This window comes from Leptospira idonii, from assembly GCF_004770995.1.
Classification (GTDB): domain Bacteria; phylum Spirochaetota; class Leptospiria; order Leptospirales; family Leptospiraceae; genus Leptospira_A; species Leptospira_A idonii.
In genome coordinates, this window is record NZ_RQHW01000043.1 from 1 (window position 1) to 16,231 (window position 16,231).

The 16,231-nt window shown below is 33.0% G+C and carries 16 protein-coding genes; all 16 read right to left on the reverse strand.

Annotated features, from left to right (window positions below; genetic code table 11):
- Window positions 1–228: 228 nt before the first annotated feature.
- The gene (locus EHS15_RS11765; RefSeq protein ID WP_167884221.1) at window positions 229–1,350 is read right to left on the reverse strand and encodes an SH3 domain-containing protein; all 1,122 of its coding nucleotides are present in this window, start codon (window positions 1,348–1,350) and stop codon (window positions 229–231) included.
- Window positions 1,351–1,555: 205 nt separating this feature from the next.
- Window positions 1,556–2,419 (reverse strand): hypothetical protein, encoded by an 864-nt coding sequence (locus EHS15_RS11770; protein WP_135760779.1) that lies wholly within the window; start codon window positions 2,417–2,419, stop codon window positions 1,556–1,558.
- A 166-nt stretch (window positions 2,420–2,585) separates the two neighbouring features.
- Window positions 2,586–2,903 carry a helix-turn-helix domain-containing protein gene (locus EHS15_RS11775; protein ID WP_135760780.1) on the reverse strand — a complete coding sequence of 106 codons (318 nt, stop codon included), beginning with the start codon at window positions 2,901–2,903 and terminating at the stop codon, window positions 2,586–2,588.
- Window positions 2,869–3,246 (reverse strand): type II toxin-antitoxin system RelE/ParE family toxin, encoded by a 378-nt coding sequence (locus tag EHS15_RS11780; protein ID WP_135760781.1) that lies wholly within the window; start codon window positions 3,244–3,246, stop codon window positions 2,869–2,871. Before EHS15_RS11780 ends, EHS15_RS11775 begins: the two co-directional genes overlap by 35 nt.
- A gap of 292 nt (window positions 3,247–3,538) precedes the next feature.
- Entirely contained in the window at window positions 3,539–4,012 is a 474-nt protein-coding gene (locus EHS15_RS11785; protein ID WP_135760782.1) for a HEPN domain-containing protein, read from the reverse strand.
- 1 nt (window position 4,013) lies between these two features.
- Window positions 4,014–5,102: a DUF262 domain-containing protein gene (locus EHS15_RS11790; protein ID WP_135760783.1), complete on the reverse strand. Its 1,089-nt coding sequence runs from the start codon at window positions 5,100–5,102 to the stop codon at window positions 4,014–4,016.
- A 213-nt stretch (window positions 5,103–5,315) separates the two neighbouring features.
- Window positions 5,316–6,584, reverse strand: coding sequence for a hypothetical protein (locus EHS15_RS11795; RefSeq protein WP_135760784.1), 1,269 nt, complete (start codon window positions 6,582–6,584; stop codon window positions 5,316–5,318).
- 182 nt (window positions 6,585–6,766) lie between these two features.
- Window positions 6,767–7,213 carry a PIN domain-containing protein gene (locus tag EHS15_RS11800; RefSeq protein WP_135760785.1) on the reverse strand — a complete coding sequence of 149 codons (447 nt, stop codon included), beginning with the start codon at window positions 7,211–7,213 and terminating at the stop codon, window positions 6,767–6,769.
- Window positions 7,214–7,215: 2 nt separating this feature from the next.
- A complete protein-coding gene (locus EHS15_RS11805) occupies window positions 7,216–7,515 on the reverse strand; it encodes a type II toxin-antitoxin system Phd/YefM family antitoxin (protein ID WP_135760786.1) in 300 nt (99 codons plus the stop codon).
- A 284-nt stretch (window positions 7,516–7,799) separates the two neighbouring features.
- The gene (locus EHS15_RS11810) at window positions 7,800–8,528 is read right to left on the reverse strand and encodes a hypothetical protein (RefSeq protein WP_135760787.1); all 729 of its coding nucleotides are present in this window, start codon (window positions 8,526–8,528) and stop codon (window positions 7,800–7,802) included.
- Between the two features lie 242 nt (window positions 8,529–8,770).
- Window positions 8,771–10,009, reverse strand: a complete 1,239-nt coding sequence (locus EHS15_RS11815; protein WP_135760788.1) for a Shedu immune nuclease family protein — start codon at window positions 10,007–10,009, stop codon at window positions 8,771–8,773.
- Between the two features lie 223 nt (window positions 10,010–10,232).
- Complete coding sequence (locus EHS15_RS11820; RefSeq protein ID WP_135760789.1) at window positions 10,233–11,069, reverse strand: hypothetical protein; 837 nt, start codon at window positions 11,067–11,069, stop codon at window positions 10,233–10,235.
- A 169-nt stretch (window positions 11,070–11,238) separates the two neighbouring features.
- On the reverse strand, window positions 11,239–12,297 hold the full coding sequence (locus tag EHS15_RS11825; RefSeq protein ID WP_135760790.1) for a hypothetical protein: 1,059 nt from the start codon (window positions 12,295–12,297) through the stop codon (window positions 11,239–11,241).
- Window positions 12,298–12,494: 197 nt separating this feature from the next.
- Entirely contained in the window at window positions 12,495–13,457 is a 963-nt protein-coding gene (locus tag EHS15_RS11830) for a hypothetical protein (RefSeq protein WP_135760791.1), read from the reverse strand.
- Window positions 13,458–13,459: 2 nt separating this feature from the next.
- Window positions 13,460–14,026, reverse strand: coding sequence for a DUF6932 family protein (locus EHS15_RS11835; protein ID WP_135760792.1), 567 nt, complete (start codon window positions 14,024–14,026; stop codon window positions 13,460–13,462).
- 214 nt (window positions 14,027–14,240) lie between these two features.
- A complete protein-coding gene (locus tag EHS15_RS11840; protein WP_135760793.1) occupies window positions 14,241–16,013 on the reverse strand; it encodes an ATP-dependent nuclease in 1,773 nt (590 codons plus the stop codon).
- Between the last annotated feature and the right edge of the window lie 218 nt (window positions 16,014–16,231).

Sequence of the window (16,231 nt, forward strand, 5' to 3'; positions counted from 1 at the left end):
TAGAATTAAAAATAAAAATGCGAGTATTGAGTAACTTATGTATTGAATGTTCATTTTAAAGAGTTGCGCATAACGAATTAGGCTACCCGACGTTGGCTAAGCTGGCACGACGCTTGCATCTGCAAGAGGAGTGACAGTAGCCAATGTGCCTTTAGGCCGAGCGAGGGTGAGCAGTGCGAATCCCGAAGCGTAGCGGGTCAGCCGTAGTTATGCGAAGATTTAACACTATCAATCACAGTCATTTTTTTCGCAATATTCGTAGCAAATAATGTTGTGAAAATTGATTTTTTCAATTTTTTCTGTCGTTAAGTTTATTCTATATGAACTAGATATATTATATTTCCCATTGATTGTATTTTTACTTGTCACTACAAATATCTCTTCTTCCCAAATTGTACCATTTTCACAAGTTAATCCAGAATTTGGCTCTTGAAGTTGAATTTTTTCCAAGAAGGAATTATATTTAATTTCCTTTAAGGCTAGAATTTTTACTAATCCCATATGATTGTCTTGTTGGCATAGATCTAGAGACTTAAACAAAATTAAATAGTATTTATTTTCATTTAATATCAAGCTAGAGCTGAAATTCTCATAATTTTGATAGTTACTTCCGTGTTTAAATAATTTCCAACGTTCATTATTTACAATATCGCCTGGTTTTGTATTTAGAATCCAAGAGGTGTCACTAAGATCATAAGTTTTATCAAATCTAGAGCACTCACCATTAAATAATTTGATTTCTGTGGATAGAACGTAACCAGTCATATCTTTATATTTTACTTTAATCCAGTTGCCTAACTGAAATCTATTAATACTTTGTATTGAGGTTATTTCTTCTAATTTAATGAGATCTGGACCCCAGCCATCAATTTTTTGCGATAATGATTGATGATTGGGTTCACTATAAATTTCTAGCGATGGGTAATTGGAAAAAAAAACATCTGTATAGTTTAGCGCTGATTTATCAATCATTTCATTCTTAATATGTAGATTAATTTTGCCTTTTGCAAGGTATGCGCTAAAAATCCAACCCTTCGTGTTATAATCTGGCTTAACTAAAAACCAATTTCCTTTCTTATTGTTTACAATGTCTTCTATATTACTTTTTCCTATTACTTCTATTCGTTGATTGTTTTTTAGGTAAGTAATCGGGTCGGATTTTACCGTAGGGTGCTTTCTTATATATACTCCATCTATAAAATTTACATACCAAACTTCCTTTTCTTTAATTAACGATTCTGATTCGATGTTTTCGTTATTATTTTTCTCATCTTTGTTTTTTTGGGATTCACAGTTATACAATTGTAGGAATATGTAAGCTACGAGAAAAAAATTAAAAGTTTTCTTCATTAATTTGCATTTCATAATTTATTTAATAAATTTGTTAAATTTTCGCATAACGAACTAGGCTTACCGACGTTGGCTAGACTGGCGCGACACTTGCCTTTTGCAAGGGGAGTGACAGTAGCCAATGTGGTGAAACCCGAACGAGAGCGAGCCGTGCGAGTCTCGAAGTGAAGCGGTAAGCCGTAGTTATGCGTAGTTGACAACTGTATTAATGAGAGTCATACCATGAAAAGTAATTTTTAGAATTGAAAAAGAAAGATAAGTAATTGTCTTTATCAAACTCTGCTTTTTTGATATCTTTTAATTCTGGTTCCAATGAACTTAAAGTTTTTTGATTAATGTAAATTGGAGTTAAAACAATCCAAGGGTATTTAAAATAATTATGCAACCCTGGATATTCGGAATTATTTATATTTTTGCTATATATATAGAAGAAATCAAGTATCCCTAGTGAAAAATTTCCATATACGTGGTGAATTAGAGAATTGTCGTTTTCGTTTACTATCATGTCTAGTGGAGAAAGCCCTAAATATGGACTTTCTGCTTCTTTGAGAAATACGTGTCTATCTAAAGAAATATGAAATGTAATACAAAGATGATCTAATGTATCTTTTCCATTAAGAAAATCAATTAGTGATCTATCGACTTCAATATTATTATCACTCAATCTACATCCTATATGTTTGACGATGTAGCGTATTAAATTTAGTTTATCTGCAAGAGGGTTTTCAAATATTGTTGAAAAATCTATTCTTTGATTTCTTAGTATTGTTTTCTGGTTTTCTTCAAAATATTCTATAAACTTTGAATATGCAAAATCAAAAGGTTGGCTGATTTCATTATTATATTTAGCATTAATATTTTTTTTGAATTTAAGGATATCAGCCTTAGGACCATTTACTGCTTTAGTTTTACCATCTTTCACTAAAGCGGGATCGCTTATGGATCCGTATGGAGGCGTTCCAAAATGTCTGATAAAATCAGATTTTTTATATTTGTGTTCTCTGCTATCTGCGATATTTCCAGACCACCAGCAAATTCCATTGTAGTTTTTAAAGTTTATGTATTTCATTTTGTCAATTACGCATAACGAACTAGGCTTACCGACGTTGGCTAAACTGGCACGACGCTTGCTTTTGCAAGAGAAGTGACAGTAGCCAATGTGTCGTAGACCAAGCAAGGGTGAGTGAAACGAGTCCCGCAGCGAAGCGGTAAGCCGTAGTTATACGAAGTGTGGCTTATACATTAGCGAGAGTTTTCTTGCCTTTTTTTATAATAATTTCAGCACCTAAAGTGTGAACTAATTTAGAAAGTACGAGTAAAGTCGGATTGTCTTGTTTCCCGCTTCTGATTTCTTGAATAACAGTGCTAGAGACATTTGCACGTTTAGAGAGTTCTCTAACAGAAAGCTTTTCCGCTTCCATTAATTCAATAATAGTTTCAGAGAGAGTTAATGCATCGTATTCCTTATCAAACTTTTCTTTGAAAGCATGATTTTTCATTAAACGATCAAATGTAGATTTAGTAGTAGGTGCCTTTTTTTGTTCGTTTTTCATAATCTTCCCTTCTTTTTAATGCCCTTTCTTTTTCGTTTCTAGGTAATTTGTCAGTTTTTTTGTGGAAAGCACTTGTGATGATGATTTTTTTTCCTTTTACAAAGAAGCAAAGAAATCTGTGTGGAATAGGCTTAAAAGCAAATATTGAATCTCCTTCAAAATTGAATTTAGTATTATCCTTAATTTCTCCAATATCAGCAAATCTTTTGAAAAGAGCTAATGTTTTGATCTGAAATTTCTCAGGTAAATCATCAAAGTAATCAAGAACATCTGATTTTTCACTCTCATCAAAATACCATTCGATAGTGAATTTCTCACCTTTGTATGCAATGAGTTCTCTCACTATTCTAGTGTAACGGAATAGCGTTACAGTGTCAATTATTTTTAATAGTTTGCTTGATTCTTTTTTCGTAGCTCTTTATTGATTTTGTTCTTAAAATTTCGTTTTGCCACATTTCGTATAACGAATTAGACTTAACGACGTTCCTCGACCTTGAGTCTCGAAGAGACGTTAGGGACTGGCGCGTAGCTTGCGTATGCAAGCGAGTGACAGAAGAGGAATGTGGCTTTAGCCCGAGCGAGGGTGAGCTTTGCGAATCCCGCGGCGAAGCGTTAAGTCGTAGTTATGCGCCGTTTTATGTAAGTAATGATATAAGCTCTTCTAAAACTGTTTTTGTATCTGGATAAGTTCTTTTTAATTCATCATATGTTAATTGCAGATTACCCTGCTTATGAACTATGGAATGGCGTGCCTTCATTAAATTATCCCAAGCTGAATGAATAGGTGAGTTAGCTACTTTCGTTAGAAATTCTTTTTTTAGATCTGGATCAAACTGAGATAAGATTTCTGTAATTTTACTTAAATCAGGGCTCCTGAATTTTTTACTCACTTGATTTTTGACATAATTTATAATATGCCTATCGTTGGTTTTATTTGCCCTTTCAACAAAAATATCTTCAATAATTGTTTCATAATTAGATATTGTTTCTAGAACTAAACTTCTGCATATTTCATGCTTATAAGACTCTGAGTCTAAACTTTTGTTGATGACATTGGAAATAAGTATTTCGCAATCAGCGAAACGAGCATCAAGAGTTCTGAGATCCATTTTATTTGAATAAGATCCTTTCTGCAATTTGAACACGCTTTTTAATTGTATCTACATTTGTGGTTCCACTAGAAATATATTTCATGTATTCCTCGTTATTCTTTAAATCTGCATATCTATTTTTGATGTCTTCCGGAATGCTATTTGGATTTTTTGCAAAAGCGACAAAGACGGAATCAAAAACAGCCGCATTTAAGCCTGATTTTATATGAAAAGGTTTCTTCCCAAGGTTGCTGAGAATGAGGTTAGAGACGTTATTGAATGATATTTTGTATTTATTTAATGAATCTTCTTTTACATTTTGGTTGTCTTTCATGTAATTTGAAAGAAAGTCTTTCATAGGATATTCATATTTATTTAATCGATCTGATAAAGCAAAGAATCTAAGAATTAATTCTACATCTCTTAATCTTTGATTGAATTTTTTTTGTCCAAATAATTCTCTCCATATTGGCGTTTTATTTAATTCATTTAAAAGTTCATTAAAATTGCCATGATAAACGCAATTGCGTATTTCCTGGCCTTCTAGTTTTACTCCTCCGGTATTTAATCTTTCAAATATATGATAAATACTTGTATTGTCTTGTGGATTGATTTGTTTAATTACAAATGCTCGTAAAACAGAATCATTTAAGCGGTTAAATGAGGCAAGATCGTTTTTCTTGAGATCGTCATAGCTTTTATCAAAATACGGACTTTTGCTATTTATTCCTTTTAATTTGAAAACTGTTTTCTTTCCTTTTTCCTCATCTCCAAAATAGCCATTAAAATAGTATAAAACAGACATTAGACGCTGTTGCCCATCGATTACGTTTAATACATTATTATCATCAAGATCATTATAGAGGAAAATTGATGGTACAGGTAATCCAAGAAGAAACGACTCAATTAGTTTACTCGCTTGCTTAATATCCCATACATATTTCCTTTGAAATCCTGGTATTTTAATCTGATTCTTTTGATACTTAGAAACCAAATTTTCAAGAGTAAAATCTGCAGGATATGTAAGTACTTCAAAATGAATTGGAACGCTATCTGTATCCTCTAATTCGCTTTGGATAGCTTCTATAGATTTGTCTTCTTTATCCATATATCATATTAATTCCTAAATTTCTTATAAGTCAATTTTTAAAATGGCGCATAACGAACTAGGCTTACCGACGTTGGCTAAACTGGCGCGACGCTTGCTCTTGCAAGAGGAGTGACAGTAGCCAATGTGGTGCAACCCGAACGAGAGCGAGCATTGCGAGTCTCGAAGTGAAGCGGTAAGCCGTAGTTATGCGCAGTAATTTTATTTTAAAATTTACCCTGATTTTGGATTTTTAGTTAAAATTTCTTGCGTAGCTTTATGTGTTATACTTTTGCTATTCTTAAGAAAATTAAAAAGATATTCTTGTAGGTCTGGAATATTTTTTAATGCAGACTGGAAATCAACAGAAGATAAAAATTCGTGCCATGGACTACCATGTAATGAGCTTTCAACTAGTCTCAAAGGTGGTTCGTCCAATCTAGTTAAAATTGATTCAAATAATTGTGCTTCAAGTTTTTCATTTATCCTTGCAGCTTCTTTTCTATAACCTTCATATGCTTTTGCTACAGAAGCTTTAAATGCATAGTCTTCAGCAAGTTTAAAGCGCTGCCCAATTTGTTTCGTAGCCAACCATGAAAACCATATAGGAGCTCCTAGACTTATGAATGAAACTGTTAATTGCAAAAAAGATTCGGCGTTTGGATTTTCGAATATATTTTTAAGTGAGTCAAAGTTTTTTGAACCAAGAAATACAGCGCTACTTAAAGAAATGATAAGGCCAAGAACCCATGTCCACATGGATCTAGAAAGTCGGGTAGCACGTTGATCAAAGGCGGCCGCAAGACCTTTTGTTGTTGTTATTCTATATGCTTCTTCACAACGGTTAATTAGCTTTTCTGCCTCATTTTTTTGTATTTCTATTTTCTCAGTTAACCCAGTTGATTTTTCAAATAACTCTTTGCATTTTGCGCTAAAATTTTCTAGTTCATCAATTGTATTTTTTGATTTATCTCTAGCTAATTTTAAACTTTCCAAATCTACAGGGAGATTTTCCGCAGCTTCTGTTGCATTGTTTATTATGTTTATTTGCTTAAGTAAATCATCTTTTTGTGGAATTATTTCATTTAATTCTGCTTGTATCGACCTTAGTTTTTTTGCAATGCGATTTGGCAATATAGTAGTATCTGTTAATGTCTCTAAATTAAACAATGGGTTTAATTGTTGCTTTATACATTCTATAGTTGCAATGTATGCTGGAATTGCTTTATCCCCATGTCCATTAAAGAAATATTGTATATGAGTGTTTGCTCCATTTATTTTTGACTCTATATTTTGCAGTAATTTAGTATCAATACTTTCAATTTGAATAAACGACAGTTTTTTTGCTAAGGAAGTGGGTAAAGATGCAAGGTCAAATCTTGTTACATACGGAAAATTCCAACCAAAAACTTCTGTAAGAGTTCGGTCATCGTGCCAAGAATTCAATATAGTATTGGATTGTTTTTCTAGTAGTAAAATTATTTTTTTTATTTGTTCTTTCATTAATATTCCTTATTTGATTAAAATTATTGCGCATAACGAACTAGGCTTACCGACGTTGGCTAAGCTGGCACGACACTTGCTTTTGCAAGGAGAGTGACAGTAGCCAATGTGGTGAAACCCGAACGAGAGCGAGCAGTGCGAGTCTCGAAGTGAAGCGGTAAGCCGTAGTTATGCGTAGTGGGTTATTTAGTAATACTTTTTGGTAATAAACTAAACTCAAATTTTTTGGAAACACTTCTGAATTTGTCATCTAAAGTACAAATAATTAAATCGTCAGAGATCATTTTCCTTATATAAATCGCAGTCGCTAGATGCGTTGCATCCAGGGATTTCAACTCCAAAATATTTTTGTGTTTTTTTATTTCTAACTGTATGTCAAAATCAACATTTTTTAAATTAATTTGAGAAAGAAAATCGTTAAGCAATGTTTCTGCTTCATTGAGCCAAGCTTTGCCTAATTCTTTTTTTTTCAGAGTATAAATAAGATTTAAAGATCTCATCGTTTCAATTTCTAAGAGAATAGAGCTAAATTTCTTTTCCTGAGAATTAAATATCTCTAAGTATTTCTCAAAATGATTTTCAGAATAGATAATGCTTAGCAAAAAGCTACTATCAATGTAAAGAGCCAATGTTATGCTCTCTCTTCATTATAAATAGTCTTCCATGTATTTGAAATATTTGTTTTTGTAGTGCCTTTAAGGAGGTTGTTTTTAGGGAACTTAATTTCTTTGAATTCTTTTGCAGGAAGCATTGATTTATTCTGGGTAGCTTCATTTATAAAGAGATCAGTTTTATTGTCTGACTTTAAAAATTTTTTGATTTCTGCAATAGGATTATTTCTATCATATATAACAATAGTTTCTCCTTTTTTGACAAATTCGAGGTAACTACTAAGATTATTTTTTAAATCTTTGATCCCAATTGATTTCATAGATAAATGGTGGCTCCAGTGGCTACTTTGTCAACCTAAGAAATTGGAATTTATGCTATTTAGATTCTTTTTTAGCATTTATTTTTAAGGTTTGTTGGGTTTTAACCCATTACGCATAACGAACTAGGCTTACCGACGTTGGCTAAGCTGGCACGAGGCTTGCATTTGCAAGAGGAGTGACAGTAGCCAATGTGGTGCAACCCGAACGAGGGCGGCTGTGCCGTCCCGAAGTGAAGCGGTAAGGCGTAGTTATGCGAAGGTGCAGAAGAGTTAAATTTTTGAATTTAGTTTATATTTGCTAAATATTCTATGATTTCTTGTGCATTACTTGTCACAAAGGAAGCTTGATTTTCCGAAACTGTTTCCCCGTGAACTGCGTAGTTACAAATTGATAGAATTTCCCTTAAAATCCCATAAAAACTCTTATCAAGAATTTCATATTTAGTTAATTCGCTCATTATTTTAACTAAGGAGTGATATCGAACATTGTCATTGCTTTCTTTATTAAATCGCTGAATCCAAATTCTTCTTAATTCGGACTCAATATTGAATCTGATTTTGAAAAGTTGAAGATTATTTTCAGGAACTTCAATTTGTAAGTTTGTTTCTCCTTCTTGATGGGTACCTAACTCTGTTAATCGAGTTCTGACTATCCTTTCTATTTCTTCAGTTAATTGAGGTAGGCTTATATCTGGTGGTGGGGGACCAAAGCTGTTGAAATTTGTAGTTAATGATTGTGATTGTTGATTACGAAAGTCATTCTTTATGTCACTGATTTTTAAGTCCAAATGGTTCTTTAAATCTTCCAGTTCTTGCTTAAATTTTATACCAAAGAATTCAATTTCTGAATAGATAGGAACTAGCATTAGAGCTATGAAAATTAAGAAAATCAATATATCCGCGGGTACAGATGAACCATTAATAATAGAATTTATTCGAGTGGATAATATTAAAGCTAAAATAATTAATAAGATTACCCACCAGATTATTTTAAACCAATTAGAAAATTTCATTTAATTTTTTATTTCCTTTAAATTCTAGAAATGATTTTCTGCACTTTCGCATAACGAACTAGGCTTGCCGACGTTCCCCGACCATGAGCCTCAATAGAGGCGTTATGGACTGGCACAGAGCTTGCTTTTTGCAAGCGAGTGACAGAAGGGGAATGTGGTGCAACCCGAGCAAGGGTTTGCTGTGCAAATCCCGCAGCGAAGCGGTAAGCCGTAGTTAGTCGCAGTAAGCTTGAATAGAGAGATTAATTATCTTTTGATATCAATCTGTTTTTTAGATTTCGAATTCGATTTAATAATTCATCGTAGAGAATAATCTCTATATTTTTATAAGAATTTCGGAGTATGCGGAAATCCTCTTTTTTTTTATCATTGTCAAGCTGTTCGCTATTACCAATTATCAGGAAAGCCTTTGGTTTTATCACATTAATAGGAAAGTTTAATTCAATTTTCCTTTTTAGATCTCTCTCTAGAACAGCTTGTTTACTCTCAGCGTTATATAAGTATTTTTCTATTTGAGTTACCGCTTTCACACAATCAGAATGGAAATAATAGTTTCCTCTATCGATTGATTTGCTTAGCAGTCGGGTTGATGGTTTTTTAATTTCAAAGATATCTAAATTATAATCAAAATCAATTAGCCCAAAATCACATAGGCGTTTACCGCCTAATGTTAAGTTAATTTGAGGTATAGCGTGAATATATCGACTATCAATTACGAAAAGATTTTTTAATAAGAAGCTACCATATTCTTCTTCGGAAGCATTTTTATTAATTAAGTTTTCAAAAGACTGGATGGCATTTTCGATTGCCTTTGATCCAAACTTAATTGAATTTTTATTTACAATTTCTGTCTTTTTTATTTTAGCTTTATACTTTTTTTCTATAATTTGTTCAAAAAAAGTATCGATTTTAGAAATTTCATCTGGTAAGAGAGATTCAATAATATTTTCGTTTAGACTTTCTAGTAACCTTTTTCTTACAATATTTGTATTGTTTTCTGAGGTCGGAAACTCATTTGGATCGATTGAGTTGAAGAATTTTTTAACAATTATCACTCGTTCTCTTTTGGCTTCGTTACTTGCTATTTGAAGTGATTGAATCCATGCGGAAAAGATATTATATGTAAAGCGTAGAATTTCTTTTTTAGAATCAAAGCCTATTGTAGATGATGGATCTAAATGGATTTCAATTTTTTTGAGAGAATAGTCATTCAATAATTTCACTAAGTAGTAACTGGCTCCAGATTTTATATATCCTTTTTCATGGAATTCAGGAGGTAACTTGTTAAATCCAAAAATCACTATTGATTTATTATTTTTCTTTGTGACTGGATTGTATGTTTCTGGAGGGTAGAATGATATTTCGCGCTTGTTTTTATCTATTCTATAGGTAATTATATCAACGAAACCTTTCCTTTCAGAGTTCGTTAGAAGATATAAAGTCGTTGAATTTTCTTTTTGCTTCTTAATACGTAATGTCATAATATTTCGAGTTCATTTTAAATATTTAGCTTATTGCGACTAACGAACTAGGCTTGCCGACGTTCCCCGACCGTGAGCCTCATAGAGGCGTTATGGACTGGCACAGAGCTTGCTTTTTGCAAGCGAGTGACAGAAGGGGAATGTGCCTTTAGGCCAAACAAGGGTGAGCTGTGCGAATCCCGCAGTGAAGCGGTAAGCCGTAGTTAGCCGAAGTGAATGTCTTCTAAGTTCTGTTTTTCTTAAAAAAAGTTATCATTTGGTAAATCTTTTCTAAATAAGTAATAAAGACTTGTAGATTTGCATACACTTGTTCCTTGCTGAATTCTTTTCCTGTCGGGTGTCCTGCTTCATTTCTATTTGCCCTTATCATTTCAAAAATACCAATGAGTGTATTTTCAAAGCCTTCGTTAATATTTTTGGGAAAATTTGCTTTTCTTGAGGTGTATTCTGATTTGAATATTTCAAATCTTGTTTTTATAAATGAATTTTCAATCTTTTTTGCCAGTTTTTTCTTTTCTGAATCATCTTCGACTGAATCTATAAAGTTATCTATCAAAAGAACCATTGCTTTTTCTGATGCACAACCTAGCGCAATTGTTGATGAAAGTAGCATATTAATGTTATATGTTTCAATGCTTTCAATAAGGTATCGTTTTATTACATTATCAATAGATGGGATTTTTTCTACTACACGTTGGATGTAGCCACTTGGATCATGTGGAATCGGCTCATCAGAATTTAAAACTTTTTCTCCATATGCTGTGACTTTTAAGAATGGCCATGCTGCGTTTGAGCTATTAATCCCAATTGTTAGAACCCTCTCGATAACTAAATTCCAAATTAATTCTCGAATAAGATCCTCATCGTCCTGATCTAGGTTATAATTTCCACTTCCTAAAGTCATTGTTGAAGCATCTGACCCAATTCGGTATGAATTTGCTGCTATCAGGGCTACGTTTCTACATATTGATAGATATTGGGTTTCTTTTTCCTTTTTTAGTGCTTTAAGTAGTAGCGACCGCATTTCATTTATATCTATATTGAGCTTTTTTAATCTCATGAATACCTTTGATAATATATTTATTCATTTCGGCTAACGAACTAGGCTTACCGACGTTGGCTAGACTGGCACGACGCTTGCATTTGCAAGAGGAGTGACAGTAGCCAATGTGTCGGAGACCAAGCAAGGGCGAGCTATGCGAGTCCCGCAGCGAAGCGGTAAGCCGTAGTTATGCGTAGTTTTTGGCAAATCGATTTTGTTTCTTAATTTTAGATGATAGAATTGCCAATTCATTATATAAAACAAGAGATTCAGGAGTTGGATCTGGTCCAAGTAATGAAAAATTATATTTCCATGAAAGGATAAAACATAATAAATCAAGAACAGTAATTAGTTTTTGAAAATTGAATGAATAATTGTAATCAAGATAGAAGCCATGCACAATTCCATTTCGGTTTAAGCTTCCAACACCAGTATATTCATTTGAATTTGAATAAAAATGTTTCTTAATAAAATTTTCAAATGCTTTTATTATATTCATAGTATGATCAAAGCTTTCTAAGAAACTATTCTCACAATATTCAGAAGGTATCCAGTGATAATTGGTATATAATATCTTTGTTTTGTAGTAAGATCTAAAAGAGCTTAACATTTTTTGATATAATTCTAATCCTATTAAACTCGTAAAAATGTTAAAGCTATTTAAAATTGATCTAGAGGTGCCTTCAATTACTGCGATAAGTGAGATGATGGGAGTGTATCTGAATCCACTTGCATGTGATTTAATTGCTTCAAGAATTATTTCTTTATAATCACTTATAAGTGGAATTTTGGCATAGCGCTCGGAATAAAGTGCCGATAAATATTCATAGTGATACATTTTAGCTAATGCTTGTTCAAGCATGGAATGTCTTTCTTGGACTTGTGCCTCTTTAAGAAATGCTGCTAATGTTTGTATTTGCTCTATCGGAAAATAAGGTGGAATGATCCATCCAAGTTCTTCAAATATCGCATTTTTATCAATCGCTCTGGTTCGATTTCCCTGTATCTCGGTTGATCTTTTTATTGGAAATAAGAGTTGGTCTTGGTCAATTTTAATAGCAAGGGCTTCATATGTTAAATGGCGTCCATGTTCTATTACTTTAATTTTTACTTTAGAATTTGTTCTTTTTTCAATATATTCTTCGATAGATGAAATTTCTTCAGAGTTTATTAAATTTAGCCTTCTACATTCTCGGTAGATAGCTTGATATTGTTTTAATTTATTATTATGGGAAGCTGATTCCATTAGCTCGGATTTAAGTCAGACGATCTGAAATTTACAATTCAAAAATTACGCATAACGAATTAGACTAACCGACGTAGGCTGGCCCTGAGTCCCGGACGGGACGTTAGGGATTGGCGCGACGCTTGCGTAAGCAAGAGGGGTGACAAAAGCCTATGTGTCGAAGACCGAACGAGGGCGTAAGTCCCGAAGTGAAGCGGTTAGTCGCTGTTATGCGTCGTGGATTTTTGATCTAAGAAAGATTTTAACAAATAGTCTCGTTTAATGTCTCCATTTAATTGTTCTATAGTTTTCATGTTTACGAGTATTTTGCAAAAATTACCTATTATAGGTTTCTCTTTCTGTTTTAACTGTTCAAGTGCATATTTATCAACTGAACCATAAATTATTTCCCCTGATTCTAGCTGTATTTCGAATTTTAAATGATCAGGTAAAAAACCTATAAGCAATCCTTGGATTTCAATATCAATATTATCTATTTCAAGATGTTCTGTTCGGGTGCGGCCTCGATGAATTGCTTTCTCGTCTAACGATATATCTGTATCTCTTTCTACTAATCTAATTGTAGAAAAGTTTGAATCAAGATCATGGAAGAATATTTTTAAAGAATTTATTATTCTCATATTTAATGATGTAATAATTTCATTGAATTCCTCTTCTTTTTCGGAGGACGTTTTTTGTATGATCTTTACAACGTTTTCTACTACTGATATTAATGGTGAAGCAAAAATTCGTGTTTCGTCGTTAAGCTCTTCTAAAACGAAACCAAATGAACCATGCACTACTGAAGTAACCATTAAATTTGAATCATTTGCAAGAGGGATTTTTCCCTTGTTAGAGGGCAAATTCATATTATTTGCTTTTAAGTTATAGAAAGCGTAAGTGTTAGAGACTAGCGATTGAAATTCATTTAATATTTTCCCAGCAAAATTTGCAGATATACCTAAAGTTCCGAATACAGGCTTTCCTCCAAAAAATAATGCTATATTTGCCTTCAGTTGGAGATTTCTATTTAATGCAATTATTGAATCTTCAATTTCTGATTTTCGGAATTTGTATTGCATTAAGCCTATAAAATCATTAGCTTTTGTTGCCTCGGCAATTAAATTTTCTAAGGCAGTCAAGTCTGCCTTTAAGCTTGCTAACATGAGTGTTTTTGACATAGTTAACTGCCTTGCAATTGATGAAGAATAACGCTCTCATCATCAATTAGATTAATCTCAACAATTCCTTTCCAAGCATCGGTAATTTTTTGATGTGTAAATAGACCAAACCAATAAGAGGTTTGTCTTGCAATATAATCAGATTTAAGGTTCAGATCTATATAGTATGCATCACAATTAAAATGTTTTTTACTAAACTGGGGATGGAAAATGGCAAGATTAGAGTTAATGATTTTTTGCCATTCCAGATCATTTGGAATTCCAGGTGGACGATATGCAAACGTAATAAGATCTACGTCGCTTGGATCTTTTGACCGAATTTTTTCAACCTCTTCGACAAAACTGCCGTCTATCCATTGAAATCCGTCGACAATTCCTAATTTTTTTAATTCTATTCTATGCTTTAAAAATCCTTCAAGAAGATTTTTCCGCGGGGGTGACGTATTGAAAAAATTTACAAAATCGACCAATGTGCTTTTGTATGGGGATACGTCACTTTGAACAGCTGGACTAGAGCCGAGCAAATAAGGAGGTAAAATACCTGATATATTAAAATTGGGTATAGGCATAATTTAATTTTATATTTATATATTTAATCCATGACGCATAACGAACTAGGCTTGCCGACGTTGGCTGACCCTGAGCCTCAGAGAGGCGTTAGGGACTGGCACAGAGCTTGCATTTGCAAGCGAGTGACAGAAAGCCAATGTGTCGAAGACCAAGCAAGGGCGAGCAGTGCGAGTCCCGCAGCGAAGCGGTAAGCCGTAGTTAGCCGCCGTTATTTTAAAGAGAATCTATAGCATCAAGAAGGCTTTTTATTTCAGGATTGCAATGATTAAGATCTATAGATTCTGCAATCTTTTTATGAACATACGGCCTCTTAAATTGTGGTTTTTCCATTGGATTAAATGGAATACCTTTGCTACCGATTTGTCTTTTTATGGTGATAAGGTCAAAACCTTTTGTATAATCATTTGAATTGTTAGTAGATTTATACCTGTTAAGGATTTGGCAAACTTGATGTAAGTTGTCTTGTGAAACTAGGGAATATTCTAGATCTGAAGGAAGAATGAAAGCATTAATATTAGACTCTCTTAAGGTTTTAGTTGCTAATGTGGCTGCTGATCGATGTTCACTTTCTTTTGTAGATTGGATAGCCTTATCAATTGCCTCAATAAGCTTCTTTTCGTTTTTTATATCAAGTTTCGACTTTTTTATTCCTGTAAAAAGTGCTCTATCATTATCCGAAGTAACAGAATCAAAATCAGTAAGGATTAAAAATGGTATTTTTAATCCTTTGTATGAAGTAATTAGATTTATATAAGGAGAGAAATTTCTATTTCCACCGGTTGGAATAATACTAATATTATTTGAATTGCTCTTTAGATGCTTTTTAAGCAAAGCTTCAAGTGCTAGCTTATCGCTTTCTCCTTCTACAAATATAACTTTTTCTGCAAAAAAAATCTGAGAATTAATTTCATTACTAAAAAATTCATAAATTTCTTCTTGGTTAGTGTCATTAGTATCAGGAAAATAGAGATTTGAATAGAGATAGTCTTTTCTAACAATACCTATCTCGCTAAACTTTGTGTTAGAAACTATAAATGGGCTGTGCGTTGTTATAATGTAATTTAAATTCGTACTAGAAGAGTCTTTGATATTTTGATAAAGTTCTTTTTGTTTATGAGGATGCAGAAAAGCCTCAGGTTCTTCTATTGCAAAGAAATATTGAATTTGAGGGTTTTCTTTTGCTTCATTTTTCAGTTGCTGTAAGGCAAGTAGAATTGCCGATTGTACTCCTGTGCCTGATTCAAGCAGTGGTATTGTTGTGTCTTTCTCGATTTCAAATGAAAGTTTTATGTTGTCTTTTATCCATTCTGAGATAGAGGGAATATCGACGTCAAAAACTATAGACAACTGGTGATTTGTTTTAATACCTAGTTTTTCTTTAAGTGCTGGGAAAAGTTTATTACTTAAGATTGATTTAACATCTTTAGTTACTTCTTCTCTAATCTTTGAAATGGTTCTATATCCTCTAACTGTTCCTCCTCGTTTTGATGGAGTTAAATCGGATAATCCATATGTTTCGAGAGTTTCTGTCAGTAAAGTTTCAAAATCAAATGATTTTGTATCTCTAATTGCTGGAATTAAAATAAATTTATTAAGTTCTCTGAGTTTGCTTAAGATCTTTAAAGCTTTTTCCTCCGATTTTGTTTTTATAGAAGCGTCTGTATGTACGAAAACGCTAAAATCGGATTTGAGATTTAAATATAGTTTGTTTACCTTATCTGAAGTAGATAAATATTTTAATACGATTCTTTTTTCTTTATGAGATGAGTTTTTCATTGCTGGTAAGAGCAATAATGCATGATGCTCTGGAATTGCTCCGTATTCAAAATCGTCGAAGTCAATTTCATTTAATATTAAATTTAAAACTTTCAATATTGATGATTTTCCATGGTCATTTTGTCCAATAAAGACTTTCGTATTCCGAAAATCACATTCTAGTTTGCTAAATGATCTTATGTTTAATAATTCGATTCCTATAATTTTCATTTTTTCCTTCTATTATATTTAATAATGGCGGCTAACGAACTAGGCTTACCGACGTTGGCTAGACTGGCACGACGCTTGCTTTTGCAAGGAGAGTGACAGTAGCCAATGTGTCGAAGACCGAGCAAGGGTGAGCTTTGCGAATCCCGTAGCGAAGCGGTAAGCCGTAGTTATACGAAGTCGCAAGTCTATTCGTTTTTATATAAAGACAGAAGGTGAGA

Bases quoted from the DNA above. Each gene is read 5' to 3' on its own strand.
- EHS15_RS11765 (WP_167884221.1), bottom strand. From the start codon at position 1,350: ATGAAGAAAACTTTTAATTTTTTTCTCGTAGCTTACATATTCCTACAA.
- EHS15_RS11770 (WP_135760779.1), bottom strand. From the start codon at position 2,419: ATGAAATACATAAACTTTAAAAACTACAATGGAATTTGCTGGTGGTCT.
- EHS15_RS11775 (WP_135760780.1), bottom strand. From the start codon at position 2,903: ATGAAAAACGAACAAAAAAAGGCACCTACTACTAAATCTACATTTGAT.
- EHS15_RS11785 (WP_135760782.1), bottom strand. From the start codon at position 4,012: ATGGATCTCAGAACTCTTGATGCTCGTTTCGCTGATTGCGAAATACTT.
- EHS15_RS11790 (WP_135760783.1), bottom strand. From the start codon at position 5,102: ATGGATAAAGAAGACAAATCTATAGAAGCTATCCAAAGCGAATTAGAG.
- EHS15_RS11795 (WP_135760784.1), bottom strand. From the start codon at position 6,584: ATGAAAGAACAAATAAAAAAAATAATTTTACTACTAGAAAAACAATCC.
- EHS15_RS11805 (WP_135760786.1), bottom strand. From the start codon at position 7,515: ATGAAATCAATTGGGATCAAAGATTTAAAAAATAATCTTAGTAGTTAC.
- EHS15_RS11810 (WP_135760787.1), bottom strand. From the start codon at position 8,528: ATGAAATTTTCTAATTGGTTTAAAATAATCTGGTGGGTAATCTTATTA.
- EHS15_RS11815 (WP_135760788.1), bottom strand. From the start codon at position 10,009: ATGACATTACGTATTAAGAAGCAAAAAGAAAATTCAACGACTTTATAT.
- EHS15_RS11820 (WP_135760789.1), bottom strand. From the start codon at position 11,069: ATGAGATTAAAAAAGCTCAATATAGATATAAATGAAATGCGGTCGCTA.
- EHS15_RS11825 (WP_135760790.1), bottom strand. From the start codon at position 12,297: ATGGAATCAGCTTCCCATAATAATAAATTAAAACAATATCAAGCTATC.
- EHS15_RS11830 (WP_135760791.1), bottom strand. From the start codon at position 13,457: ATGTCAAAAACACTCATGTTAGCAAGCTTAAAGGCAGACTTGACTGCC.
- EHS15_RS11835 (WP_135760792.1), bottom strand. From the start codon at position 14,026: ATGCCTATACCCAATTTTAATATATCAGGTATTTTACCTCCTTATTTG.
- EHS15_RS11840 (WP_135760793.1), bottom strand. From the start codon at position 16,013: ATGAAAATTATAGGAATCGAATTATTAAACATAAGATCATTTAGCAAA.